General features: G+C 70.6%; 19 protein-coding genes. 6 read left to right on the top strand and 13 right to left on the bottom strand.

Going from position 1 to position 24,674, the window contains the following annotated elements; genetic code table 11:
* Window positions 1-107: 107 nt before the first annotated feature.
* The 4 genes from AC4D2F_RS08075 to AC4D2F_RS08090 all read right to left on the bottom strand — a co-directional run bounded on the left by AC4D2F_RS08075 (window position 108) and on the right by AC4D2F_RS08090 (window position 4,342).
* Complete coding sequence (locus AC4D2F_RS08075; protein ID WP_490910107.1) at window positions 108-923, bottom strand: ANTAR domain-containing protein; 816 nt, start codon at window positions 921-923, stop codon at window positions 108-110.
* 107 nt (window positions 924-1,030) lie between these two features.
* Window positions 1,031-2,761 (bottom strand): alpha/beta fold hydrolase, encoded by a 1,731-nt coding sequence (locus AC4D2F_RS08080; protein WP_490910108.1) that lies wholly within the window; start codon window positions 2,759-2,761, stop codon window positions 1,031-1,033.
* 28 nt (window positions 2,762-2,789) lie between these two features.
* Entirely contained in the window at window positions 2,790-3,893 is a 1,104-nt protein-coding gene (locus AC4D2F_RS08085; RefSeq protein WP_490910109.1) for a fatty acid desaturase family protein, read from the bottom strand.
* A 146-nt stretch (window positions 3,894-4,039) separates the two neighbouring features.
* Window positions 4,040-4,342: a hypothetical protein gene (locus AC4D2F_RS08090; protein ID WP_219815718.1), complete on the bottom strand. Its 303-nt coding sequence runs from the start codon at window positions 4,340-4,342 to the stop codon at window positions 4,040-4,042.
* 297 nt (window positions 4,343-4,639) lie between these two features.
* Between AC4D2F_RS08090 and AC4D2F_RS08095 the strand changes: the two genes are divergently transcribed.
* Window positions 4,640-4,939 carry a hypothetical protein gene (locus tag AC4D2F_RS08095; protein ID WP_490910110.1) on the top strand — a complete coding sequence of 100 codons (300 nt, stop codon included), beginning with the start codon at window positions 4,640-4,642 and terminating at the stop codon, window positions 4,937-4,939.
* Window positions 4,940-5,011: 72 nt separating this feature from the next.
* Here the strand turns inward: AC4D2F_RS08095 and AC4D2F_RS08100 are convergent, their stop codons facing one another.
* Genes AC4D2F_RS08100 through AC4D2F_RS08115 form a run of 4 tightly spaced genes read right to left on the bottom strand, consistent with a single transcriptional unit; the run spans window position 5,012 to window position 10,426 of the window.
* Window positions 5,012-7,348: a beta-xylosidase/alpha-l-arabinosidase gene (locus AC4D2F_RS08100; RefSeq protein ID WP_490910111.1), complete on the bottom strand. Its 2,337-nt coding sequence runs from the start codon at window positions 7,346-7,348 to the stop codon at window positions 5,012-5,014.
* Window positions 7,349-7,350: 2 nt separating this feature from the next.
* Window positions 7,351-8,169, bottom strand: a complete 819-nt coding sequence (locus AC4D2F_RS08105) for a carbohydrate ABC transporter permease (protein ID WP_490910112.1) — start codon at window positions 8,167-8,169, stop codon at window positions 7,351-7,353.
* Window positions 8,169-9,116 carry a carbohydrate ABC transporter permease gene (locus AC4D2F_RS08110; RefSeq protein WP_104168000.1) on the bottom strand — a complete coding sequence of 316 codons (948 nt, stop codon included), beginning with the start codon at window positions 9,114-9,116 and terminating at the stop codon, window positions 8,169-8,171. The genes AC4D2F_RS08105 and AC4D2F_RS08110 overlap by 1 nt, the downstream gene beginning before the upstream one ends.
* An 8-nt stretch (window positions 9,117-9,124) precedes the next feature.
* Window positions 9,125-10,426: an ABC transporter substrate-binding protein gene (locus tag AC4D2F_RS08115; protein ID WP_490910113.1), complete on the bottom strand. Its 1,302-nt coding sequence runs from the start codon at window positions 10,424-10,426 to the stop codon at window positions 9,125-9,127.
* 164 nt (window positions 10,427-10,590) lie between these two features.
* Here AC4D2F_RS08115 and AC4D2F_RS08120 point away from each other — a divergent pair, with 164 nt between their 5' ends.
* Together AC4D2F_RS08120 and AC4D2F_RS08125 are read left to right on the top strand one after the other, a co-directional pair.
* On the top strand, window positions 10,591-11,649 hold the full coding sequence (locus AC4D2F_RS08120) for a LacI family DNA-binding transcriptional regulator (RefSeq protein ID WP_219815717.1): 1,059 nt from the start codon (window positions 10,591-10,593) through the stop codon (window positions 11,647-11,649).
* Window positions 11,650-11,735: 86 nt separating this feature from the next.
* The gene (locus AC4D2F_RS08125; protein ID WP_490910114.1) at window positions 11,736-12,896 is read left to right on the top strand and encodes an ROK family transcriptional regulator; all 1,161 of its coding nucleotides are present in this window, start codon (window positions 11,736-11,738) and stop codon (window positions 12,894-12,896) included.
* Between the two features lie 108 nt (window positions 12,897-13,004).
* On the opposite strand, the gene AC4D2F_RS08130 is transcribed toward AC4D2F_RS08125, so the two are convergent.
* The gene (locus AC4D2F_RS08130) at window positions 13,005-13,244 is read right to left on the bottom strand and encodes a DUF3073 domain-containing protein (protein ID WP_104167997.1); all 240 of its coding nucleotides are present in this window, start codon (window positions 13,242-13,244) and stop codon (window positions 13,005-13,007) included.
* A gap of 308 nt (window positions 13,245-13,552) precedes the next feature.
* Here AC4D2F_RS08130 and AC4D2F_RS08135 point away from each other — a divergent pair, with 308 nt between their 5' ends.
* Window positions 13,553-14,725, top strand: a complete 1,173-nt coding sequence (locus AC4D2F_RS08135) for a septum formation family protein (protein ID WP_490910115.1) — start codon at window positions 13,553-13,555, stop codon at window positions 14,723-14,725.
* 10 nt (window positions 14,726-14,735) lie between these two features.
* Here AC4D2F_RS08135 and clpB read toward each other — a convergent pair whose 3' ends face one another.
* Both clpB and AC4D2F_RS08145 read right to left on the bottom strand, forming a co-directional pair.
* Complete coding sequence (clpB, locus tag AC4D2F_RS08140; RefSeq protein WP_490910116.1) at window positions 14,736-17,354, bottom strand: ATP-dependent chaperone ClpB; 2,619 nt, start codon at window positions 17,352-17,354, stop codon at window positions 14,736-14,738.
* 74 nt (window positions 17,355-17,428) lie between these two features.
* Window positions 17,429-18,460, bottom strand: a complete 1,032-nt coding sequence (locus AC4D2F_RS08145; protein ID WP_490910118.1) for a serine hydrolase domain-containing protein — start codon at window positions 18,458-18,460, stop codon at window positions 17,429-17,431.
* Between the two features lie 112 nt (window positions 18,461-18,572).
* Here AC4D2F_RS08145 and AC4D2F_RS08150 point away from each other — a divergent pair, with 112 nt between their 5' ends.
* Window positions 18,573-20,573: a penicillin-binding transpeptidase domain-containing protein gene (locus AC4D2F_RS08150; RefSeq protein WP_490910119.1), complete on the top strand. Its 2,001-nt coding sequence runs from the start codon at window positions 18,573-18,575 to the stop codon at window positions 20,571-20,573.
* Window positions 20,574-20,714: 141 nt separating this feature from the next.
* A complete protein-coding gene (locus AC4D2F_RS08155) occupies window positions 20,715-22,199 on the top strand; it encodes a flotillin family protein (RefSeq protein WP_104167994.1) in 1,485 nt (494 codons plus the stop codon).
* Between the two features lie 57 nt (window positions 22,200-22,256).
* On the opposite strand, the gene AC4D2F_RS08160 is transcribed toward AC4D2F_RS08155, so the two are convergent.
* Both AC4D2F_RS08160 and AC4D2F_RS08165 read right to left on the bottom strand, forming a co-directional pair.
* A complete protein-coding gene (locus tag AC4D2F_RS08160; RefSeq protein WP_490910120.1) occupies window positions 22,257-22,658 on the bottom strand; it encodes a YccF domain-containing protein in 402 nt (133 codons plus the stop codon).
* Between the two features lie 95 nt (window positions 22,659-22,753).
* Window positions 22,754-24,427, bottom strand: coding sequence for a DEAD/DEAH box helicase (locus AC4D2F_RS08165; RefSeq protein WP_490910121.1), 1,674 nt, complete (start codon window positions 24,425-24,427; stop codon window positions 22,754-22,756).
* Window positions 24,428-24,674: the final 247 nt, after the last annotated feature.

Raw genomic sequence — 24,674 nt, forward strand, 5'->3', positions numbered from 1 at the left:
GGGCCCGCGGGCGACGCGGCTGCAGGAGTAGGCGACGAACAGGATGACCGCCACGACGGTGCCCCTGCCGGCCGCAACGTGTCCCTTCCGGTCGACGCGCGGCTCCCCTAGTGCGCGGTCTTCTTCCCCGGCAGTTCACCGCTGGTGATGAGGTGATCGGCGACGTCCCTCAGCTTGATGTTGCTGCGCTGGCTGGCCATGGACAGCACGAAGAACGCCTGGTCCCCCGTCACTTTGTGGCGTTCCATGAGGATGCCCTTGGCCTGGCCGATGGCGTCCCTCGAATTGACGGCTGCATGGAGTTGCTGGCTCTTCTCGGCCTCGGCGAACGCCACCGCGGCATGGGAGGCGACCAGCAGGCCCACGTTCTCCGACTCGTCTGTGAACGCGTCGGCCTCGTACGAGTAGAGGTTCAGCGCCCCCAGGTCGTCGCCTTCGACCCACAGCTGGATCGAGAGCATCCCCTTGGCGCCGGCCTCGGCGGCCCGCTGCGCGAACAGCGGCCACCGCTCCTCGTGCGCCATGTCGGGGACCCGCACCGTCCGGTGCTCGTACGCCGCTTCCAGGCACGGCCCCTCCCCGGTCTCCATCTGCAGCGCGTCGATGCGTACCGGGAGATCACCGGAGGGGGCGCGGGAACCGACGTTCTTCCGGCCGGTGACGACGCTGACGGAGCCTTCGTCGACCCCGGGGATCAGGTCGAGGGCGGCGTGGACGAAGCCGGCGAGGATCGCGTCCGAGTCGGGTTCCTGCTGCAGCGACCGGGCGAGCTCGGCCAGTTCCGTGGCGAGATCGCGCTCCCGGTCGTTGTCGCCGTGATGTGACGACGGCCTGCCCCTGCCCTTGCTCTGGTTCTCGCTCGTCGCGGCGACCTCTCCGGCTGTCGTGCCCTCCTGGACGCGGCCTTCACTGTGCTTAGTCATAGGGATCATCGTGTCAGATGGAGCGGGCTACGCCCACTGATCGACCCGGGCCCACCGGCACCGTCCGCCCACGACGCGCCGGGGCGGGGCCGGACGGCGAGCATCGATCATGCGGTCCTGCGCCGCTGCAGGAAGTCGACGACGGCGGTGGCCACGGCGCCGGCGGCACTGTGGTGCGCGGCATGGGGCGCGCCGTCGATGGCGGCGGATTCGCCGCGCTGCGCGGTGCGCGCGAGCCGGTCCGACCACGCAGCGCCGGCGACGACGTCACGTGAGCCGCGCAGGACGAGCACGGGCTGTTCCACCCGGGGCAGCCGGTCCTCGAGCGGATAGCTCATCGCCAGTCCGAGCTGGGAGACGTACCACCGCGGACCGCACCGCAGGACATCCAGGAACTGCACCATGCTCAGCAGCGGCTTCTCGAAGACGGAGTTGACGCCCAACCTCAGGGCCTGCTGGCGGGCGGTGCGGCGCTCGACGTCCACGGCGGCACCGATCAGCACGAGGTGCGAGACCAGGTCCGGGCGTTCGACGGCCAGCTCCGTCGCACTCTGCGCGCCCATGGAATGTCCGACGACGACGCAGGACGATGCCCCGGCTTCGTCGAGGAGCGCCCCGATCAGCTCCGCCGTCCCCTCGTTGGTCGTCGCGTGCGACGGCCGCCCCGTCCATCCGTAGCCCGGCAGATCGATGAGGTGCACCTCGCCGTGGGCGGCGAGGAGGGCGCCGAGGCGGCGGAAGTACCGGTGGGACATGCCGATGCCGTGGATCAGCACGAAGACCGGCGCAGGTGTCCCGCCGTCGGGCCCGGTGCGGGCCGCGGCGGAGTCGTGGCCGTCGGGATAGGAACGGCACTGCCTGTCCTGCACCGTGACGCTCCGCATCTCGAGGACCTCCTCGGTCGCGTACGGCCCGGGCGGGTAGGTCCTCGACGAGCGGGTGAGATGTGTCGGTGTCTCTCCTGCCAGGCGTGGAACACCGGCCGGCGCCGATGCCCGGAGCCCCGCCCCACGATCGGGGAGGGAGTCGAGAATCGCCTCCGCGATGTCCACGGCGCCTCCCCGGTGCGCCGTGTGCGGCCGGCCGGGAAGCTCGACCAGGCGCCCGTGGCGTGCCGTGCGCGTGAGCTTCTCGCACCAGTCGCGGCGCGAGATGATGTCGCGGGTCCCCCGGACCACCAGGACGGGGCAGGCGACCAGGGGCAGCCTGTCGTCCAGTCGGTACCCGAGCATGACCGGCAGTTCCTTCAGGTACCAGCGGATCCCGCAGCGTGCGTACGCTCCGCCGACCATCAGGTTGTTGACGGGGGGTTCCACGAGCGAATCCGCGGCGAGCATCAGGGCATGCTCCACCACGGACCGGCGTGCGGTGTCCGTGACCGGACCGATCAGCACCAGCTGGGAGACGAGATCGGGCCGGCTGATGGCGAGTTCGGTGACGAACTGGGCGCCCATCGAGTGGCCGATCACCACGCACCCCTGCGCGCCCTCCTCGTCCAGGGCGCGTGCGAGAACCGCCGCGTAGGCGTCGATGCCGAGCTGATGATCGGGAGTCGGCGTCCCGCCGAAGCCGGGTAGGTCCACGACGAGGGTGTCGCCGTGCTCGATGAGTGCGCCCTGCAGCCTGTCGAAGTAGCGGTGGGACATCCCGAGCCCGTGCACGAGCACGAAAAGCCGGCGCGGGCCCCCCGGTTCCGGTGCCCGCCGGGCACGATGCACGCGACAGGACAGTTCGTCGCGCACCGGCAGATCGGCGGTCGCGGCGGTCGCGGCGGTGCCGCCATGGGTGCTGTCCTCGGTGCTGTCATCGGTGGTGACAGGGGCGTGTATCGGGTTCACAGTAGTCCAGTGGTTCGGGATCGGGGGCTCAGGGGCGGCGGTAGCGGGTGAGCATGGGGCAGTCGAAGGGGTCGCGGGCAGCGAGGCCGACGCGGTTGAGGTAGGCGATGACGGCGGCGTAGGAGGCGGTGACGCCGACTTCGGTGTAGGGCACGCGGAGGCGTTCGCAGTGCTCCTTCACGATGACCGCGGCGCGGCGCAGGTGCGGGCGCGGCATGTCGGGGAAGAGGTGGTGTTCGATCTGGAAGTTCAGGCCGCCGTAGGCGTTGTTGATGAAGGCCCCGCCGCGGATGTTGCGGGAGGTCATGACCTGTTTCTGGAAGAAGTCCAGGGTGCTGTCCTTCGGGACCACGGGCATGCCCTTGTGGTTGGGGGCGAAGCTGGCGCCCATGTAGAGGCCGAACACGGCCAGTTGCACGCCCAGGAACGCGAACGCCATCCCGGCGGGCAGGAACCAGAACAGGACGCCGAGGTAGGCGCCGAACCGGGTGGCGAGGAGGGCCAGTTCGATCCACCGGCCGGGGATGGTGCGGCGGGCGAACAGGGTGGCGATGGAGCGGGCGTGGAGGTTGAGGCCTTCGAGCATCAGCAGGGGGAAGAACAGGTAGCCCTGCCGGCGGGTGATCCAGGCCTGGAGGCCGCGGGCCCTGGCGGCGTCCTCTGCGAGGAAGGAGATGGTGTCGACCTCGATGTCGGGGTCCTTGCCGCGGGTGTTGGGGTCGTTGTGGTGGCGGGTGTGCTTGTCCATCCACCAGGCGTAGCTGATGCCCACGACACCGGCGGCGAGGATCCGCCCGGACCAGTCGTTCGCGCTGCGGGTGGTGAAGATCTGCCGGTGGGAGGCCTCGTGGGCGAGGAACGCGACCTGGGTGAGCAGGACACCGAGGACGGCCGCGATGAGGAGCTGGAACCAGGTGTCGCCCAGCAGGGCGAACCCGGTCCACGCCGCGCCCAGGGCCAGCGCCAGGACCGCGAACACCGTGAGATAGAACCGCCGCCGCCGGGTCAGCAGCCCCTCCTTGCGGACCTGCTTCAACAGCACCGAGTACGACGCCACCACGTCATTGGGCCGGGACAGACGGACCGTACGCGAGGCTGCAGGCGTGGGGGGCGGGACGGCGAGATCGCTCATGAAGGTCCTTGGCGGTCGTGACGGGTACTGCGCGGGTCAGGGTCGGTGCGGCGCTGACCGGTGGCCGTCAGGATCGAGCGGGCAGGTGCGCGGGATACAGCTCATCCCCGTGCCTGGGATTCCAGGCACGGGGATGACGATGCGGGCTATGCGTTGTAGTACTCGCGGCTTCCGGACTTCGCCAGTCCGCGGGACACCATGTAGCCGATGGTCAGGTACGTGATCAGCTGCATGGCGTCGCGCCCGTCGAAGATGTCGTCGCCGCCACCTTCGCCATTGCCGACCATCACGGAGGTGATGACCGTGGCAAGGACCATGGCGACGTAGGCGAAGAACTCGGTGGTCTTGGTGGAGGCCTTCGTCTCGGTCGAGCGGCGGGTCTCCACCGCATGATCACCGGTGCCGGTGTTGTTCGAGTGGGCGTTGTTGTGCGCGTTGTTGTTAGCCAAGGGATTCTCCTGAAGAAAGGGGGCCGGATTCCGGCGATGGACGCCCTGATCGGGCTCGTCCTGTGCGGGCGGGAGGTCCGCAGTGTGCTCTACGACCGCCCCACACCCCTGACGCTACGGCGTCGGGACCAGAATAGCAAGATGGCTTACTAATTCGGATCCGCCCACCAGCGCCTCCTCGCAGAAGGTAGGCTTGCTTGCACTAAGTGTCCGCCCGGGGCTGTTCCGGTTCCCCGGTGGTGTTTTCAAGAGCACGGACATGAATCGTTCACCGGTCGAAGCCTGAGCAGGCATTTCATGACCTCGCAGACCCAGCAGCAGAGCGCCTGGCTTGCAGCCCATCACGCGGAACTGACCGCCAGCGACCTGTGGCTCCATTACTTCAGCATCGGTGGATACCTCACGGAATTCGAGCTGGACGCCTACCTGCACGGCATGCTCCCGATCCCCCAGGGCGAGGGCAACACCGTGGCCCTGGCCCTGAACGAACTGATCGACGATCTCCCCCGACGACCCAGGGCCGAATACGTGCAGGGTCCGTCGGCGGACCAGCGCCCGCCCGCGGCCCCCTGCGGTGGGGCCCCGGCTGACGAGTAGGTCATCCGGCCGGCCCGAGGGTGACCCGCGCCCGCCGCAGCAGGCGCGGGTCGTCGCCGGGCGACGTTCCCGTCAGAGTGCCGTGACCTGCACGCCGCAGTGCAGCCGGCGTGTGTGGTCCACGGACCGCACGCCCCCGGTCAGGGTGAGGGGCAGGGCCGCGCGGAAATCGCTGCTCGATGCCCCCAGGCGCAACTCGAGTGCTCCCGGTTCGACGATCCGCCCGCCGTCCCTGCCGGTGAAGGACGTGACATCGGCCGGGACCGTGAAGGTGATCCTGGCCGAGGCCCCCGCACCGAGAGCGACCCGCGCGTAGCCGATCAGGCGCTGCACCGGTCGTACGACGGACGCCACCGGATCGTGCAGGTACAGCTGCACCACCTCGACGCCGTCGCGCTCCCCGGTGTTCGTGACCGTCACGTGGACGTCCACCTCGCCGTCGGTCGCCGTGGTCTCGGCGGTCGCCGCCGCATCCGACCAGGCGAACCGGGTGTAGCCGAGGCCGTGACCGAAAGCGAAGGCCGCCGTCGGATCGATGTTCGACACCCCGCTCGCCTGCGCGAGCGGCGCGGCCAGATAGGTGGACGGCTGGGCGCCCGGCGACCCCGGGATGCTGACGGGCAGGCGCCCGGCCGGGTTGATCCGCCCGCTCAGCACACCGGCGACGGCGGCTGCGCCCTCCTCGCCGGGGAAGAATCCCTGGACGATCGCGGCCGCGCCGTCCGCCGCTGCGCCGAGCGCGTACGGCCGCCCGGTCAGCAGGACGACGACGACGGGCTTCCCCGTCGCGAGCAGCCCGTCGAGGAGCTGCTGCTGGACGCCCGGGAGCTCCAGCGATTCGGCGTCGCACCCCTCGCCGCTGGTGCCGCGCCCGAACAGGCCGGCCCGGTCGCCGAGGACGGCGACGACGACGTCGGAGCCCTGCGCGACGGCGAGCGCCTCGTCGAAGCCCGTGGTCGCGGTCCCGTCGATGGTGCAGCCGGCAGCGATGGTGATGTCGCTGTCCGGGAACTCGCCCTGGAGCGCTTCGGCGACCGTCGGGATGGCGAGGCCGATCTCGACGTCGGGGTGCTGCTCGCCGACATGTGCCGGGAACGAGTAGCAGCCGAGGAAGGCGCGATGCGTGTCCGCGTTCGGCCCGATGAGCCCGATGCGCGGCGTGGCGGCGAGCGGGAGGATGTCCTCGTTGCGGACCAGGACGATCGACTGCTCGGCGAGCTCGCGGGCGATGGCCCGGTTACCCGGGGAGTCGAGGTCGACCACCGGTGCACCGCCGCCCTGGAGTGCCGGCGGGACGGGCGACCAGTCCGCGTCGAGGAGGCCCAGGTCCAGCTTCTGCCGCAGCACCCGCCGGAGGGCGCGGTCCACCAGGCCCTCGTCGAGCCGGCCGCCGTCGATCTCCGCGATCAGGTGCTCACCGAAGGTGTGGATGGTGGGCAGCTCGACGTCGACCCCTGCCGTGAGTGCCGCGCCGGCTGCTTCACCGAGGGTCGCGGCGACGCGGTGGAGCTCCTTGAGGAACGCGATGCCGAAGTAGTCGGCCACCACGGTGCCGTCGAAGCCCCAGGTCTCGCGGAGCAGGGCGGTGAGGAGGGACGCGTCGGCCGCCGTCGGTACGCCGTCGATGTCCGTGTACGCGTGCATCACCGAGCGCACGCCGGATTCGCGGATGGCCATCTCGAACGGCGGCAGGAGCACGTCCGCCCGCTCGCGGTCGCCGATGGACACGGGGGCGAGGTTCCGGCCCGCCTTCGACGCCGAATAGCCGACGAAGTGCTTGAGCGTGGCCACGATCCCGGCCCGCTCGAGCCCCTGGACGTAGGCGGTCGCGATGGTGCCGATGAGGTAGGGGTCCTCGCCGATGGTCTCCTCGACCCGGCCCCAGCGGGCGTCGCGGACGACGTCGAGCACGGGGGCGAGGCCCTGGTGCACGCCCACCGAGCGGAGGTCGGCGCCGATCGCGGAGGACATGCTCCGGACCAGGTCCGGGTTGAACGTGGCACCCCAGGCGAGGGGTACCGGGTACGCCGTCGCCTTCCAGGCGGCGAAGCCGGCGAGGCACTCCTCGTGCACGAGGGCGGGGATGCCGAAGCGGTTCGCGGCCGCGATCCGCTCCTGCGAGCGCTGCAGGGACAGCGCGCCGAGGCCGGGTTCCACCGGTGCGGTGCCGAAGGGGCGCGTCAGCTGTCCGAGGCCGTGCGGCAGGAGGTCGTCGAGGTCCACGGCCTCGTTCATCTCGTGCTGGTGCGGGGCCACCTCCCCGCCCTCGGTGTTGGCTCCGACCCACACGCCGACCAGCTGGGCGACCTTCTCGCGGAGGGTCATCGCCCCGATCAGGGTCTCGACGCGGTCTGCGGGGGTGGCGGCGGTGTCCCGCCAGGGGGCGTCGTTCAGTGTTGTCTCGGTCATGATCACTTTCCGCCAGCGCCCATGAGGCCCTGGACAAGCGCGCGGCGCGCGAAGAGGTAGACGAGCAGGACGGGCACCATCGAGAGGGTCACCGCGGCGAGCAGCCCCGGGATGTTGATGCCGTACTGGGTCTGGAAGTTGAAGAGGCCGAGGGTCACCACGCGGGTGCTCTCGGACTGGGTCAGGATCAGGGGGAACAGGAAGCCGTTCCACGCCTGGAGGGCGGAGAAGACCGCGATCGTGGAGATCCCGCCCTTGGACAGCGGGAGGACGAGCCGGAAGAAGGCGCGCGCGGGGCTCGCCCCGTCCATCGCCATCGCCTCGTACAGCTCTCCCGTGATGTCGCGCATGGTGCCGCTCAGGATGAGCGTGCAGATCGGCAGGGCGAACGCCGCGGTGGGCAGGATGATGCCGATCAGGTTGTCGTAGAGCCCGACGGAGTTGATCAAGTAGAACACCGGGACGATCACGGCCTGCGCGGGTATGGCGAGGCCCAGCAGGAAGAACCGGAACACGAACGACGCCGCCCTGCTCTGGCTCCGCACGATCGCGTAGCTGAGCGGCGGGACGAGCAGGAGGACGATCGCGACGACACCGACCGTCACCACGACGGTGTTGAGGAAGTACCGGCCGAACCCGCTCGTGATCGCATCCGCGTAGTTCTGCAGCGTGAAGCTCGTGGGGAAGGACAGCGGTCCGTTGTCGCCGAACTCCTCCCGTGTCTGGAAGGTGCCCGAGAGCATCACGTACAGCGGGATCGCGACGATCAGCAGCCAGACGAAGGAGCCGATACCGGCGACGTAATTGGGGCGCGTTTTCATCAGAGGCCTTCCAGCGAGCTGTTCATCTTGTCGTAGCCGGACACCTTGACCACCACGAGGGAGATCAGGGTCGCGACGACGACGAGCACCAGGGCGATCGCGCTGCCGACACCGAAGTCGAAGCTCTGGAACGCCGTCTGGTACATGTAGAAGGCGGTGATCGTGGTGTCCGTGCCGGGTCCGCCGTTGGTCAGGATGAGCACCGTCTCGAAGGTCGTCAGACCGCCGACCACCATGAGGATGATCGAGGTGATCGCCGTGTTCCGCAGCTGCGGCAGCGTGATGGAGAAGAACTGCCGCACCATGCCCGCGCCGTCGATCGACGCGGCCTGGTAGAGCACGGCCGGGATGTTCTTGGCCGCACCCTGGTAGATGAGGGTGTGGAAGGGCGTGAACTGCCACATCCCGACGAAGATCAGGACGCCGATCGCGCCGGCCTGCGTGCCGAGCAGGTTGCCGTCCCCGAAGAGCCAGGGCAGCTGGCCCGGGATGCCGAAGTTCGGATCGAGGAGGGCCCGCCACAGGACGGAGATGGCCGCCGAGGAGAGCAGCAGCGGGATGAAGTAGATGGCGCTGAGGACGGCGCGGTTGCGCTGGTTGCCGGCGGCCCACACGCCGAGCAGGATGCTCAGCGGTGTCTGCGTGATGACACCGAGGACGATGAACAGGAGGCTGAGCCAGAGGCTCTTCAGCATCACCGGATCGGCGATCAGCGTCTTCCAGTTCTCGAGTCCCACGAATTCGGGATCCCCGAGGCCGCTCCACGAGGTGAAGGACAGCACGGCGACCGCGGCCAAGGGCACGAGGGCGAAGAGGGCGAAGAAGATGGTGGCGGGCAGGGCCCAGGCGAAGCCGGGGCGCCCCACGGAGGAGGCGCCCCGGCGGGCCGGGCGGCTCGGTGTGGAGCCGCCCGGCGTCGCCTGCCTGCGCGTTGCAAGCGTTGTCATGGTGTGTCCTACAGGCCCTGCATGGCCTGGATGAAGCCGTCTTCATTGATCTGGCCGCTGAAGAACTGCGCGATGGCCGTGTGGATGGTCACCGTGGCCTCGGGCGGGTACGCCTGGTCCCAAGAGAGCTGGAAGTGCGGGGCGTCCTGCACGAGGTCGAACTGGTACTTCGCGTACTCGGGGTTGGAGGCCTCATCGAGGAACTCCTCGGTGTTGGTGGTGGTGGGCAGGTTGCCGATGGCGATCTGCTCCTGCACGAATTCGTCCGAGTACATGAGCTTCAGGAACTCGGCCACCTCGTCGGGGTACCGGGTGTCCTTGTGGACCGAGTAGAAGTTGTTCGTGTTGCCGGCGAGGTTGGCGGGGTCGCCCTCGCCGCCCTCGATGGCGGGGAACTCGCTGTAGCTGAGCACGTTCTCCGCGAACTCGGGGTTCGCGTCCAGGTGGGTCGCGTAGGCCCAGGAGCCCATGAGCTCGAAGCCCGCCCGGCCGCTGGAGAGCAGCGTGGGAGACCCCCCGTCGGTGAACTTCACGGAGTCGAAATTGGTCCCGAAGGCGCCGGCGTCGATCAGTTCGCGCAGCTTGCCCAGCGCCTCGCGGCTCTCCTCGGAGTCCCAGACGCTGGTGTCGCCGTCGAGCGCGGCCTGGAACAGATCCTCGCCCGCCACGCGGTCGAAGACGTACTGGAACCACATCTGCGTGGGCCACTGGTCCGCGCCGCCGAGCGCGATCGGGGTCACGCCTGCGGCCTTCAGCTTCTCGACGGCCTCCAGCAGTTCGTCCCAGGTGGCCGGGGGTGCGTCGATGCCGGCCTGCTCGAGCACCTCGGAGTTGTTGAAGAGCATCACGGGCTGCGTACCGCGCATCGGGATGCCGTAGCTCTTGTCGTCGATGACGGCGGTCTCGAAGACGGAGGGCAGGAAGGCCTCCTTCAGCTGAGGGTCCTCCTCGATGAAGTCGTCGAGAGGCATGAGCAGGTCGGCCTTCACGAAGTTCGCGATGCTTCCACCGCCCCAGTTGAAGAAGATGTCGGGGGCCGACTCGGTGTCGATGATGGTCTGCAGCTTGGTCTGGTAGTCCGCGCCGGGGATCGTGTCGAGCACGATCTTCACGTCGGAGGTCTCGTTGAACTTCGCCACCATGGCCTCTTCGACCTTGTTGCTGGCGTCGCCGTACACGGCCAGGTGCAGCTCGTTCTCGGGCCGGCTCGACGCGTCTCCGCCTCCCCCACCGCACCCCGCGAGGGTGAAGCCCAGCATCAGGACCGCGGTGCCCGCGAGACTGCGGGACATCCAGGTTCGGTTGTTCATCGTTGAACGCCTTTCGAAAGTTTCGACGATATGGCCGAAAGTTATGTAATGCGTTGAGTGTATGTAGCGCCCCTCCGGAAACGCAACACGTGCTGTGCAGCGGGTCACATTCTGCGACGAGCGGCAGCCTGCCCGCGGAAAACAGCGAGGGTATGCTGTGGGTCATGTCGATCCCGGCCAAAGAACCGCGTGTCACCCTCGCCCAGCTCGCGACGGTGGCCGGTGTCTCCCTGTCCACGATCTCCAAGGTTCTCAACGGACGCGCCGACGTGTCTCCGACAACCCGGGCGAAAGTTGAGGAGCTCCTGGAGCAGCACGGCTACCGGCGGCGCAAGGTCTCCGCGGCGAAGGCGGGCCTGGTCGAACTCGTGTTCCACGAGCTCGAGAGCGCCTGGGCACTCGAGCTCATCCGCGGGGTGGAGAACGTCGCCCGCGAGCACGGCATGAGCGTGGTGCTGACCGAGACGGGCACGCGGCACGCCCCCGGGTCCGAATGGATCGAGGGTGTGATGTCGCGGCGGCCCGCCGGCGTGGTCCTCGTGTTCTCCGACCTGCCCCAGGACTTCCGCGGCAAGCTGGACGCCCGCTCCATCCCGTTCGTCATCATCGACCCTGCCGGGGACCCCTCCCCGGACGTCCCGTCCGTGGGCTCCGCCAACTGGGCGGGCGGCATGATGGCCACACGCCACCTGATCGACCTCGGGCACACGCGGATCGGCGCGATCAGCGGACCCGAGGACATGATGTGCTCCCTCGCCCGCATCGACGGCTACCGGTCCGCCATGGGCATGGCCTCCCTGCCGATCGACCCCGACCTCATCCGGTACGGGAACTTCCATGTCGACGGCGGACGCGACCACGCCTTCTCGCTGCTGCGCGGCCCCCAGCCGCCCACGGCGATCTTCGCCGGCAGCGACCTGCAGGCGCTGGGGGTGCTCGACGCCGCCCGGCAGATCGGACTCCGCGTCCCCGAGGAGCTGTCGATCGTGGGTTACGACGACCTGCAGCTGGCCCAGTGGTCCAGCCCCGCCCTGACCACGGTGCATCAGCCGCTCATCCAGATGGCCGAGGAGGCCACGCGCATGGTCCTGCGGCTGCGGGACGGCGAGCGGCCGAACAACCTCCGGCTCGACCTCGCCACGAGCCTCGTGGTGCGCCAGAGCACCGCGGGGCCACCCCCGTCCCGTGCACGGGCAGCCCGACCGGCACAGCAGCGCGCCTGACCGGCCGCCCGCCGGAAGGGGTCTGGATACGATAGGGCCAGGCAACGCGCAGGAGGCTCCTGCAGGACGAAGGAGAACCCGAGGCTGTGCGGTCACTACCCAATGGGACGAACGGGACCGAGGGTCTGCGCGCGCAGAACCTCTCCCAGATCCTCACGATGGTCCACCGCAACGGACCGCTGTCCCGCTCCGAGCTCACCCGGCGCAGCGGCTTCAACCGCTCCACCGTGGGCGCCCTGGTGTCGGCGCTCACCGAGAAGAACCTCGTCCGCGAGACGGAACCGCCCGTCGGCGGCCGGGTGGGCCGTCCGAGCCCCATCGTGCAGGCGAACCCGGACGTCGCGGTGATCGCCGTCAATCCCGACATCGATGCCCTGACCGTCGGTGTCGTGGGGCTGGGCGGCCACGTCCACGCGAGGGTGCGCCGCGAGACCCGCGGCATCCCCTCGCTCGATGACGCGGTCGGGCTCACGCAGGAGATCGTGGCGGGCCTCGAGCCCACCTTGGCCGGGCTCGACCGCCTGCTCGGAGCCGGGATCGCGCTGCCCGGGCTCGTCAATGCGGGGACAGGGCGCGTGCTCGTCGCGCCGCACCTCGGCTGGCACGACGCCGACCTCACCGGCCCCTTCGGCGGCGCCCTCGGGCTGCCGGCCGTGGCCGCGAACGACGCCTCCCTCGGATCGCTCGCCGAGAGCATCTTCGGCGCGGCGCTCGGCGTCGACGACGCCGTCTACCTCAACGGCAGCGCGAGCGGTATCGGCGGGGGCATCGTGAGCGGGGGCGCGCAGCTGGTCGGCAGCCGGGGGTACGGAGGCGAGCTGGGCCACACGCTCGTCGGCCCGGCCGGGCGGGCGTGCCACTGCGGGCGCGCGGGCTGCCTCGACGCCGAGGTCCGCCTCGAGCGGCTGCTGGAGGCGGCCGGACTGGACGGCGGCGGCATCGAGGCCCTCGAACGCGTGCTGTCGGGTGACCCGCCCGAGGCGGTGCGGGTGGAGGCCGACCGGCAGCTGGAGCTGCTCGCCGTCGCGCTCACGGACTTCGTCAACATCTTCGACCCGGAGCTGATCGTCCTCGGCGGATTCCTCGGGTCGCTCGTCGCTTTCCGGGGCGAGCAGCTCGCGGAGGCCGTCAATGCGGGCTCGCTGGCCGGGCGGGTGACGGTGCGGCGCGCCGCGCTGGGCCCGGAGCTCCTGCTCGTCGGTGCCGCGGAGCTGGCGTTCCAGCCCCTCCTCGCCTCGCCGTCCTGATGCCTGCCGACATCCGGGCACGCAGAACGGCGCACCGCCCCCGGAAGGGCGATGCGCCGCGTGGTTCAGGATGCGCTGTTCAGTTCATGCGGGATCGACCGACCGGGGTCAGCCGGTGCGGCGCGAACCGCTCTCCTCGCCGTCGTCGTCGAGCTCGTCGGCGTACTTGTCCGCATACTCCGAGTAGTCCGGTTCGACCGGCTCGAGAGGTTCGGTACGTCGGGTGGATGCACGACTACCCGGGCCTGTGAGCTCTCGCTGCAGTGCCGAATAATCAGTGGCCGGGCTGAAGTACTTCATGTCCCTGGCCTGCTTGGTAGCTTTTGCCTTTTGACGGCCGCGCCCCATGGCGTGACCCCCTTTGTGCGTCGATCCGAGGTGGTCACTGGGGCACGAGGCCCAAGGCTGCAGCGAGGCCCCGGAGTATTTGGTCGTTTTGTCGTAAGTATAGGTTACATGTTTTCGAGGGGACCCGAGTGCGCGGCCGCCGAGGTCCCGTGGGAGGACCGCCGACCACCGGAGCGCGGTGCGCGCTGCAGGATCTCCGCTGGACCGCCTCTCCGCAGGTGATCTTGGATAGAGTCGACTCGACGTCGGAGCGCCGGCCATGGTAGTGGCCATCCGGCACCAGGAGTGCAAGGAGACGACAGCCCACCATGAGCAACGAGGAGCAGGTACCGGTGGACCCCGGTCACGAGCCAGGAGCGGACCGCAGGGAGGACCCCGGGAGCACGGCGGCGCCCGATCCCGACACCGCCGTGCTGGACCCCGACACCGTGGTCCTCGACGATCCGGACATCTCCGGCGAGGCGCTCGAGCCGGAGCTGACCGTGTCCGCGGACACCCTGGATCTCGAGGAACCCGCCCTCGGACCCGCGCAGATCAGCCGGGAGGTCGCGGAAGCGGCGTCGCTCGACGCTGCTGCCGCCGAAGCCCGCGCCGTCGCCGCCGAGGCCGAGAGGGCGGGGACCCTGGTGGGCGGACCCATGCCGGCCGATGCCCCGTCCGTCGAGGCCGCTCCGGCCGGCACCGCGCCCGCGGGAGGAACCGCCGGTGATCCGGCGGGCTCGGCGGACGGCACCACGGAGAGCAGGCCGGAGGAAGCGGGGGTGCCGGAGGAGGACCCCATTGGGGGGGCCTACGCCCTCCCTCCGCAGGGCGGCGCGCCCGGCACGGAGCATCCCGGCGCCTATCCCGGCAGTGCTCCCGGCAGTGATCCCGCACGCACCGGATCCTCGGCTCCGGGGGCCCCCGGAGAAACCCGCGAGGACCGGGATGCCGCATCCCGCACCGGCCGGGGCCCGACGGCGGCGGGGGACGAACCGGCGGCCGAGGAGCACCCGACGCGGGATCGGACCCGCTCGGGCAGCGGTGTCGTCCCGCTCCTGCTCCTCGTCGGCGCCGCTGCCGTGCTGCTCGGGCTCCTCGTCTGGCTGCTCGTCTCGCTACTGGGCGGATCGGAGGACGAGGGCCGCGTGGACCCGTCGTCGCTCGCGGCCGGGGAATGCCTCGCGGAGTTCACGGGCATCACGGAGGAGGCCGTCCGGGTCGACTGCTCCGAGCCGCACAACGCGCAGCTCGTGGCGAGCGAGGACTACGCCGACGACGCCGAGTTCCCGGGACGCGACCGGCTGGGCCTGCGCGCGGACGCGGCGTGCGCCGCGGCATCGGCCGGCATCGACCCGGACGTCGCCACCGAGGACCTCCAGGTGACGCTCCTGCACGCCACACCCACGGAGGGGACCTGGGCGGACGGGGACCGCCGCGTGGACTGCTTCGCGGTCGTCGAGGACGGCGGTCCCGTCAGCCGGAGCCTGCTGGCGCGCTGAGGGATGCCGGTCAGCGGACGGCGTGCACCAGCAGGCCCTCGGCGTCGGACCCACCGAGGGCGTCCATGTCCGGTTCGGGCCGGTCGACGAGGACGGTGTCGCCGTCGACGATCTCCCCGGCGAGGATGCCCTTCGCCAGCCGGTCACCGATCTCGCGCTGCACGAGCCGGCGGAGGGGGCGGGCCCCGTACGCCGGGTCGAACCCGGTGAGGGCCAGCCATTCGCCGGCCGCCGCCGTGACATCGAGTTCGAGCCGGCGCTCGTGCAGCCGGTCGCCGAGTGCCCTGACCTGGAGGTCCACGATCCTCGAGAGCTCATCGAGGCTCAGCGGATCGAAGACGACGACGTCGTCGAGCCGGTTCAGGAACTCGGGCCGGAAGTTGGCGTTCACCGCGGACATCACGGCGGCGCGCTTCGCGGCGTCGTCGAGGGACGGGTCCACGAGGAACTGCGAGCCGAGGTTGGACGTCAGGACGAGGATCACGTTCCGGAAATCGACGGTCCGGCCCTGGCCGTCGGTCAGCCGCCCGTCGTCGAGCACCTGCAGCAGCAGGTCGAAGACCTCCGGGTGTGCCTTCTCGACCTCGTCCAGCAGCACCACGCTGTACGGGCGGCGCCGCACGGCCTCGGTGAGCTGTCCGCCCTCCTCGTAGCCCACGTAGCCCGGAGGGGCACCGACGAGGCGCGCCACGGAGTGCTTCTCCGAGTACTCGGACATGTCGATCCGGATCATCGCGCGCTCGTCGTCGAACAGGAAGTCCGCGAGGGCCTTGGCGAGCTCCGTCTTGCCCACGCCCGTGGGCCCGAGGAACAGGAAGGACCCGGTGGGGCGGTTGGGGTCCGAGACACCGGCCCGCGCGCGCCGGACGGCGTCGGAGACCGCGGACACCGCCCGCTGCTGACCGATCAACCGGGCGCCGATGACCTGCTCCATGGCGAGGAGCTTCTCGCTCTCGCCCTGCAGCATGCGCCCGGCCGGGATGCCCGTCCAGGCGGAGATGACCTCGGCGATGTCGTTCGCCGTGACCTCCTCGGCGACCATCAGCTCGGGGGTGGTCGCGGTCTGCTCCTCGGCGGCCTGGGCCTCGCGCAGCTCGCGTTCCACGCGCGGGATCTCGCCGTACAGGATGCGCGACGCCGTCTCGAGGTCGCCTTCGCGCTGGGCACGGTCCGCCTGCGAGCGCAGCTCGTCGAGGGAGGCCTTCAGGTCACCCACGCGGTTCAGGCCCGCCTTCTCCGCCTCCCACCGTGCGTTCAGGGCGTCGAGCTCCTCCTGACGGTCGGCCATCTCGGCCCGCAAAGCCTGCAGCCGCTCGAGGGACGCCTCGTCCTTCTCGCGGGAGAGGGCCATCTCCTCCATGTGCATGCGTTCGAGCGAGCGGCGCAGCTCGTCGATCTCCACGGGCGCCGAATCGATCTCCATGCGCAGGTGCGAAGCGGCCTCGTCCACGAGGTCAATCGCCTTGTCCGGGAGCTGCCGCCCTGGAATGTACCGGTGGGAGAGGGTGGCCGCGGCGACGAGCGCGGAGTCCGCGATGGAGACCTTGTGGTGGGCCTCGTAGCGCTGCTTCAGCCCGCGCAGGATGCCGATGGTGTCCGTCACGGACGGCTCGCCCACGTAGACCTGCTGGAACCGCCGCTCCAGCGCCGGATCCTTCTCGACGTTCTCGCGGTACTCGTCCAGCGTCGTCGCGCCGATCAGCCGGAGTTCGCCGCGCGCCAGCATGGGCTTGAGCATGTTGCCGGCGTCCATCGAGCCCTCGGACGCGCCGGCCCCCACCACGGTGTGGAGCTCGTCGATGAACGTCACCACCTGGCCGTTCGACCCCTTGATCTCCTCGAGGACCGCCTTCAGGCGCTCCTCGAACTCGCCGCGGTACTTGGCGCCCGCGATCATGGACCCGAGGTCCAGGCTGATGAGCCTCTTGCCGCGGAGGGATTCGGGGACGTCCCCGGCGACCATGCGCTGAGCCAGCCCCTCGACGACGGCGGTCTTGCCGACGCCGGGCTCGCCGATGAGCACGGGGTTGTTCTTGGTGCGGCGGCTGAGCACCTGCACCACGCGGCGGATCTCGGCGTCGCGGCCGATGACCGGGTCGAGCTTCCCGCTGCGGGCCACCTCGGTCAGGTCGACGCCGAACTTCTCGAGCGCCTGGAAGGTGTTCTCGGGATCCGGCGTGGTGACACGCTTCTCGCCCCGCACACCGGGCAGCTCGGCAGCGAGGGCCTCGCGGGTGAGTCCGACGGAGCGCAGGATCCCGCCCGCCGCTCCCCCGTCGGCCGCCAGGGCCAGGAGGAGGTGCTCGGTGGACACGAACTGGTCCCCGAGCGTCTCCGCCTCCTGCTGCGCCGCGCTGACGACCTGCAGGGCACCGCGCGAGAACTGCGGCTGCGCCACGGACGAACCGGACGACGACGGCAGGGCCTTGATCGCTGCGCTCGCCTGGACGCTCACGGTGTCGGGATCCGCGCCTGCCGCCCGGAGCAGGGCGACGGCGATGCCGTCCCGCTGGTCGAGCAGCGCCTTCAGGAAGTGCGGCGCCTCGATCTGGGCGTTGCCCGCCGTGGACGCGTTCATCGCAGCGGCTGACAGCACCTCACGGCTCTTGGTGGTGAAGTTGGTATCCACGCGCGGTTCCTTTCTGGCCTGGGTGGAGATCCTGGTGACGCCTTGAGTGTACTCGACTCAACTTTGCCGGGGGGTCAGGAATTCCCCGGCCGTCGGGGCTCTGCGTCGACGGCAGCGGCGAACGTCCGGATGACCGGCCACGCGCCCTCGGTGCTGTTGCCCAGCACGCTCAGCGTGGTCCGGGTCCCGGGGATGTGGGTGGAGCGGAAGGACGCCCCGGCGTCGTACCCCTCCAGGACGAGGGCCGGGTGGACCGCGTGCAGCCAGAAGCCCATGCCATAGCGCAGCCCTTCCTCCGGCACGTCGTGGCGCGGGCGGATCATCTCCGCGACGGTGTCCCGGGTGACGATCCGCCCGTCGAGGAACGCGCACCAGAACCGGTGCAGATCCGCCGCCGTCGTGAACGCTCCGCCGTCGCCGTTGCCGAGCACCGGCAGGTGCAGCGTGTTCACGAGGTCGCCCTCGTCGAGGACGTAGCCGGGAGCGGCGTCCCCCGGCAGGTCGTTGAGCGGCAGGAACCCGGTGCGCTCCAGCCCCGCGGGATCCACGACGAGCCGCCGGACGGCGTCGTGGTACGTCATCCGGGTCACCCGTTCCAGCAGGACCGCCAGCACCATGTACCCGCCGTTGCAGTAGGCGAACCGCTCCCCCGGTGCCGCTTGCTGCGGGTGGCCGCCGAGCAGCGGCAGGAACGCCTCGGCCGTGGTGAGCATGTGCACCGGGACGGTGAGTACGAAGTCGGTGGCCTCCCAGTCTGCGCTCTCGTCCAGGTAGTCGCCGATGCCCGAGGTGTGCGTCAGCAGGTGCTCGATCGTGACGGCGTCGGCGATCAGGGGCAGGTCGTCACCGAGGAGCCCGCGCACCCGCTGCCCGAGCCCGAGCGTGCCGTCCTCGACCAGGCGCATGACCGCGAGGGCGGTGAAGGCCTTGCTGCCACTGGCGATCGCGATGCGCGTGTCAGCCGTCATCGGCACGCGGAGCCCCCGGTGCAGGAAGCCCTCGCAGCGCTCGAGGGTGCGGCGCTCTCCGACGTCGACCGTGGCCACGCCCGTGAACGCGTTCCGCGCGACCGCCTCGTCGAGTGTTCGTGCCTCGATGTGCATCATTGCCCCCGGCGGGTCGTGGACCTCGAATGGTACGCCGCGTCCGGGGCGGGCGCGACGCCCCGGCGAGCCGAGGGAACGGGGCGTCCCGGCGTTCTCGGACATAATGGGCCGCATGGGGAAACTTCAGCGTGCCACGTCCGTCCTGACCACCGTCGCCCTCGCCCTCACCCTCGCGGCCTGCACGGACGACCGGCCGACGGCCGAGGACGCCGCCGCCACGCTGGCCGAGGGACTCGCACGGCTCGACGTCGGGCAGTCCGCCTTCACCGCTGCGGAGCCCGCCGACGTGACCGCCCAGCTGGCCGCGATCACGGAGGGCTTCGCCCCGGGACCCCCGCAGGTCACGGTGGCCGGCGTCGAGGAGACCGGCGAGGACACGGCGACCGCGACGCTGGACTACGTGTGGGACCTCGACGCGACCGACCAGGACTGGACCTACAGCACGACGGCGGACCTCACGCGCGTCGAGGACTCCTGGCAGACGGCATGGGACCCCGGCGTCCTCGCCCCCGACCTGCTGCCGGAGGAGAAGCTCACCCTCGTGCGCACGCCCGGGGACCGCGGCGACATCACGGGCGCGGACGGCGCCGTCATCGTCACGCAACGGCCCGTCGTCCGCGTGGGCATCGACAAGACGCTGGTCCCGGAGGCGCAGCAGGCCGCCTCCGCTCGCGCCCTCGCGACGCTGCTGGAGCTCGACGCCGCCGGCTACGAGGAGCAGGTGGCCACGGCCGGCGAGGAAGCCTTCGTGGTGGCCCTCGTCCTGCGCGACGACGCCACCCGCACCGTGACCGACGCGCAGATCGACGCCATCCCGGGAGCGCTCCGGCAGGCCGACACGCTCGAGCTCGCGCCCACGCGCACCTTCGCCCGCGAGCTGCTGGGCAGCGTCGGGGAGGCCACCGAGGAGCTCGTCGAGCAGACCGACGGCACCGTCAGGGCCGGGGACATCACCGGCCTGGGCGGGCTGCAGCTCCAGCACAACGCCCGGCTCGCCGGTACCCCTGGGCTGTCGGTGAACGCGGTCCCCGCGGGCGATCCCCCGACGGCTCCCCGGAACCTCTTCACCACGGCACCGGTGGATGGCGAGGACCTCGCCACGACCCTCGACCCCCGGTTGCAGAGCCTCGGCGAGGAGGTGCTCGCGGACGAGCCGTCGGCGTCGTCGATCGTGGCCATCCGCCCCAGCACGGGTGAGATCCTCGCGGCCGCCAACGGGCCGGGGAGCGAGGGCCTGCAGACGGCGCTGCTCGGCCAGTACCCGCCGGGCTCCACGTTCAAGATCGCCACGAGCCTCGCGCTGCTGCGCAAGGGTTTCACGCCCGAGACACCGACCGAGTGCAGCGAGGAGGTGACGGTCGACGGCCGGACGTTCAGCAACGCCAGCACCTTCCCCGCACAGTCCGTCGGCACGATCCCGCTCCTCGAGACCTTCGCGCAGTCCTGCAACACCGGCTTCATCTCCGCACGGGACACGATCAGCCAGGCCGACCTGGAAGGCGCCGCCACCGACCTCGGCATCGGCGTCGAAGCGAGCATCGGGACGCCGGCCTTCTTCGGGTCCGTACCCACCGAGGCCGAGGGTACCGCCCACGCCGCCGCCATGATCGGCCAGGGCGAGGTCCTCGTCTCGCCCCTCTCGCTCGCCACGATGGCGGCGTCCGTGGGCGCCGGGGCCCGCGTCACGCCGACACTCCTCGCACCGGGCGAGTCCACCGGCGAGGGGACCGCCTCGCCGTCGGGCTCGGCGTCGGCCACCGCGGATGCCCCCTCCGACGATGCTCCCTCCACCGCCGCTCCCTCCACTGCCGCTCCCTCCGCGGCGGCGACGCCCAGCGCGTTCACGGCCGCGGAGTCGGGGATGCTGAAGACGCTCATGGGCGCCGTCGTCACCCAGGGGGGCGCGCAGCTGCTGCAGGACGTCCCCGGGGCCCCCGTGCTGGCCAAGACCGGCACCGCAGAGTTCGGCAGCGAGACTCCCCCGCGTACCCACGCCTGGGTCGTCGCCCTCCAGGGAGACCTCGCTGTGGCCGTCTTCGTCGAGGAGGGCGAGCTGGGCTCCACCTCCGGCGGGCCCCTCATGCAGGCGTTCCTCACCGGAGCCGCCTCCTAGGACCACGGACCCGCAGCATGCGGGTCATCCACTTCGACGACATGGGGGTCGGATCGGCACAGTGCACGCAGTAGCTCGATCACGCTCCGGCGCGCACCCGCGCCGCCGGGGCCTCTCCGAAGACCATTGAAAGGGTCGCAAGTGGATCTCACGTTCATCCCGCTCATCATCGGCGCGGTGGTACTCCTCGTCCTCGTCGTCGCCGCCGTCGTGCTCGCCCGCATGGCGCTGCACATTGCCAGCCCGGACCAGGCACTCATCATCTCCTCCAAGGACAGCAAGGGGCAGCCCGATCCGGACAGCCAGCGCGTCGTCTTCGGCCGCATCTTCATCAACCCGTTCTCCCAGCGGGCCTACCCGCTGTCCCTCGCCTCCCGGCAGGTGTCCCTGCGCATCGAAGGCATCTCGAAGAACGGCATCAAGCTCCACCTCACCGGCGTCGCGCAGGTCAAGGTGGGCGGCGACGCCGACGCCGTCCGCAAGGCGGCCCAGCGCTTCCTCAACCAGCAGGACGCCATCGACCACTACACGCAGGAGACGCTGTCCGGTTCGCTGCGCTCCATCGTGGGCACCCTGACCGTCGAGTCGATCATCCGGGACCGGGCCACCTTCGCCAAGAGCGTGAAGGAGGAGGCGGAGCACTCCATGCACAACCAGGGGCTGGAGATCGACACCTTCCAGATCCAGTCCGTGGACGACGACTCCGGGTACCTGAAGAACCTCGGCCGCCCCGAGGCGGCCCTCGCCGAACGGAACGCGAAGATCGCCGAGGCGCGGTCCATGCAGGAGTCGGAGCAGGCACGCGCCCTGTCCGACGAACAGGTGGCCCTCGCGCAGCAGCAGCTGATCATCCGCCGCGCGGAACTCAAGGAGGAGGCCGACGCCCGCCAGGCGCGGGCCGACGCCTCGGGACCGCTCGCCCAGGCGGAACAGCAGGAGCAGGTCATCATCCGCGAGCAGCAGGTGGCGCAGCGACGTTCGGAGCTGCGCGAGCGCGAGCTCGACACCGAGGTGCGCAAGCCCGCGGACGCCGAGAAGTACCGCCTCATCCAGCAGGCCGACGCGAAGCTCGAGGAGCGCCGTCGCGCCTCCGAGGCGACCGAGATCGAGGCCCGCGTGGACCTCGCGCGCCGCAAGCTCGTCGCCGAGGGTGACCGCGTGGCCGCAGAGGCTGACGCTGCGGCGAACACCGCGCGTGGGACCGCCGAGGCGTCCATCAGCGAGGCCAGGGGCCGCGCCGACGCCGCCGTCATCGCGTCCCGCGGTAGCGCGGAGGCGGGATCCGCGGAAGCCCGCGGCAAGGCCGAGGCCGCGGGGATCGCCGCGCAGGCGGAAGCGTACGAGAAGTTCAACCAGGCCGCCATCCTGTCGAAGGTCCTCGAGGTCCTGCCGGCGATGGCCCGCGAGATCGCCGCGCCGATGTCCGCCATCGACACCATGACCGTGGTCTCCACCGACGGCGCCAGCCAGCTCAGCAGGAACGTCTCCAGCGGCGTCCACCAGACCACGCAGATGGTCAAGGACACCACAGGACTCGACATCATCGCCCTGCTCGGCGACCTGCTGAAGAACGCGGACAAGCCCGGGCAGAACGGGTCGGCGGTCCACAGCTCCGCGTCGGACTAGGCCCGGCCGCCGCCGGGCGTCCGGCGGCGGTCCGTCAGCGGCACGTCGGCCGGGAGGTCAGCGGTAGGTCGGCAGGTAGGTTCCCTGGGACGGGACGATGACCTTGCCGAGCGGTGCCAGCGACACCGGGATCAGCTTGAGGTTCGCGATGCCCAGCGGGATGCCGATGATGCTCACGAACATCGGGATGGCCGTGACCACGTGGCCGATGGCGATCCAGATGCCCGCGACGAGCAGCCAGATCACGTTGCCGATCGTGGACCACGCACCCATCTGCCCGCCCCGGTTCACGACGGTCTGGCCGAACGGCCACAGCGCGTACACCCCGATCCGGAACGACGCGATACCGAACGGGATGGTCACGATCAGCAGGCAGCAGATGACGCCCGCCGCGAAATAGCCGAGGGCGAGCCAGATGCCGCCGAACAGGAGCCAGATGACGTTCAGGAGTGCGTTCATCCGGCCATTCTTCCCCACCCGGCGCACGCCCGCACCACCCGGGACGCGTGAGGCCCCCTACCCGGACGGGTAGGGGGCCTCATCGGCGTGTGGTGCTAGCGCGGGCGGCGGTCGTTCGACGCCGGGACGCTCGCCCTGCGGGAGCCACCGGAGCGGCGGGCACCCTCGGAGCGTGCGGCCGACGGCGCATGGCTGCGCTGGCCACCGGCCGCGGGAGCCCCGGCGGCCGTCCGGGGGACGGCGTCGCCGACGCGCTGGCCCGACGCCGGACGGCGGCTGCGCGACGTCGTCTCCGAGGCGGTGCGGGGCTCCTCGGTACGACGGCGGGTACCGCCGGTCTTCGCCGCGGCACCGGTGTCGGTACCGAAGCGGGGTGCCTGCGGCTGGTCCTTGCGGCGATCGGCGCGGTTGCCCTGGGCGGCCTGCGGATCGGCGGAGACGCGTCCCCGACCGCCGCGGCCCCCGCGACCACCCGCGGTCGGTGCCGGAGCACCGCGACGGGCGCGCTTGCGCTCGGCGTTCGCGCCGGTGGACGTGCCCTGGCCGCGGGCGGCCTCACGGGAGACGAGGAGCGCCGCACGGGTGCGGGGGTCGATCTTCTCCGCGAGGTCCCCGGTCAGGGACTGGACCAGGGGCGAGGTCGCCTTCACGTTCTCGAACGCGACGTCGACGCCCGCGGCCTTCATGAGCTTCTGCACCTCGGACTTCTGCTCGGGCAACGTGATCGTGACCACGGTGCCCGACGAGCCGGCGCGGGCCGTGCGGCCCGAACGGTGCAGGTAGGCCTTGTGCTCCGTGGGCGGGTCCACGTGGACCACCAGTTCGACGTCGTCGACGTGCACGCCGCGCGCGGCGACGTCGGTGGCGACGAGCACGCGGACGTCACCCGAGGAGAACTCCGCGAGGTTGCGGTCGCGGGCGTTCTGCGACAGGTTGCCGTGCAGGTCGACGGCGGGGATGCCGGCGTCGGTGAGGGTCTTGGCGAGCTTCCGCGCGTGGTGCTTGGTGCGCATGAAGAGCAGGCGGCGGCCGGAGCCGGAGGCGAGCTGGACGATCAGCTGCTTCTTCTGCGTCTGGTCGCCGATCAGCAGCACGTGGTGCTCCATGGTGGTGACCGCGGCCTGGGGGTCGTCGACCGAGTGGGTGACCGGGTTGGTCATGTAGCGGTTGACCACCTTGTCCACACCGTTGTCCAGCGTCGCCGAGAACAGCAGGCGCTGGCCGTCGGCCGGGGTCGTGTCGAGCAGCTTCTTCACGACGGGCAGGAAGCCGAGGTCCGCCATGTGGTCGGCCTCGTCGAGGATGGTGATCTCCACGGACTCGAGGGTGATCAGCTTCTGCCGCATCAGGTCCTCGAGGCGCCCGGGACAGGCGATGACGATGTCGACGCCGGCGCGCAGGGCCTTCTCCTGGCGCTGCTGGGAGACTCCACCGTAGATGACGGTGGTGTTCAGGCCCAGTTCCTTGGCCAGGGGTTCGACCGTGGCGTTGATCTGCGTGGCGAGCTCACGGGTGGGAGCGAGGACCAGGGCCAGCGGGCGCCCGGGTTTGCGGCGGTAGGCCGCTTCCTGCTCGGCGAGGCGCGCGACCATGGGGAGCGCGAAGGCGAGGGTCTTGCCCGAGCCGGTGCGGCCGCGGCCGAGGACGTCGCGCCCCGCGAGGGAGTCGGGCAGCGACTTGACCTGGATGGGGAAGGGTTCGGCGATGCCCTGCGCGGCGAGGTTCTCGACCAGCGCCTTGGGCACACCGAGGGCGGCAAAAGTAGTCATGTGGAGTACACGAACTTTCTTCTCATGTTCCCCGGCGCCGGTCGGCGCAGGGGTTCGCCGAAGAAGAGTCAGACAGTGTCCACCGCGCTCACGATCGTGCGAGCTGGATGCGGGACAAAAGAATGCGTTCTATCGACGCAGGCTGCGCGCTGTTCTGGATGACGCCAGTCTGGATGACATGGTCGGCCGTGCGCAGGCAAGTTCTTCGAGTTTACCAGCCGGAGCGCCGGAACCCCGCATCGCGGGC

The organism is Arthrobacter sp. TJ-263, from assembly GCF_058269155.1.

Excerpts from the sequence above, each read along its gene's own strand:
- AC4D2F_RS08150 (WP_490910119.1), top strand. The coding sequence starts at position 18,573 with ATGGGGAAACTTCAGCGTGCCACGTCCGTCCTGACCACCGTCGCCCTC.
- AC4D2F_RS08075 (WP_490910107.1), bottom strand. The coding sequence starts at position 923 with ATGACTAAGCACAGTGAAGGCCGCGTCCAGGAGGGCACGACAGCCGGA.
- AC4D2F_RS08165 (WP_490910121.1), bottom strand. The coding sequence starts at position 24,427 with ATGACTACTTTTGCCGCCCTCGGTGTGCCCAAGGCGCTGGTCGAGAAC.
- AC4D2F_RS08135 (WP_490910115.1), top strand. The coding sequence starts at position 13,553 with ATGAGCAACGAGGAGCAGGTACCGGTGGACCCCGGTCACGAGCCAGGA.
- AC4D2F_RS08105 (WP_490910112.1), bottom strand. The coding sequence starts at position 8,169 with ATGAAAACGCGCCCCAATTACGTCGCCGGTATCGGCTCCTTCGTCTGG.
- AC4D2F_RS08115 (WP_490910113.1), bottom strand. The coding sequence starts at position 10,426 with ATGAACAACCGAACCTGGATGTCCCGCAGTCTCGCGGGCACCGCGGTC.
- AC4D2F_RS08120 (WP_219815717.1), top strand. The coding sequence starts at position 10,591 with ATGTCGATCCCGGCCAAAGAACCGCGTGTCACCCTCGCCCAGCTCGCG.
- AC4D2F_RS08160 (WP_490910120.1), bottom strand. The coding sequence starts at position 22,658 with ATGAACGCACTCCTGAACGTCATCTGGCTCCTGTTCGGCGGCATCTGG.
- AC4D2F_RS08100 (WP_490910111.1), bottom strand. The coding sequence starts at position 7,348 with ATGACCGAGACAACACTGAACGACGCCCCCTGGCGGGACACCGCCGCC.
- AC4D2F_RS08110 (WP_104168000.1), bottom strand. The coding sequence starts at position 9,116 with ATGACAACGCTTGCAACGCGCAGGCAGGCGACGCCGGGCGGCTCCACA.
- AC4D2F_RS08095 (WP_490910110.1), top strand. The coding sequence starts at position 4,640 with ATGACCTCGCAGACCCAGCAGCAGAGCGCCTGGCTTGCAGCCCATCAC.
- AC4D2F_RS08085 (WP_490910109.1), bottom strand. The coding sequence starts at position 3,893 with ATGAGCGATCTCGCCGTCCCGCCCCCCACGCCTGCAGCCTCGCGTACG.
- AC4D2F_RS08145 (WP_490910118.1), bottom strand. The coding sequence starts at position 18,460 with ATGATGCACATCGAGGCACGAACACTCGACGAGGCGGTCGCGCGGAAC.
- AC4D2F_RS08130 (WP_104167997.1), bottom strand. The coding sequence starts at position 13,244 with ATGGGGCGCGGCCGTCAAAAGGCAAAAGCTACCAAGCAGGCCAGGGAC.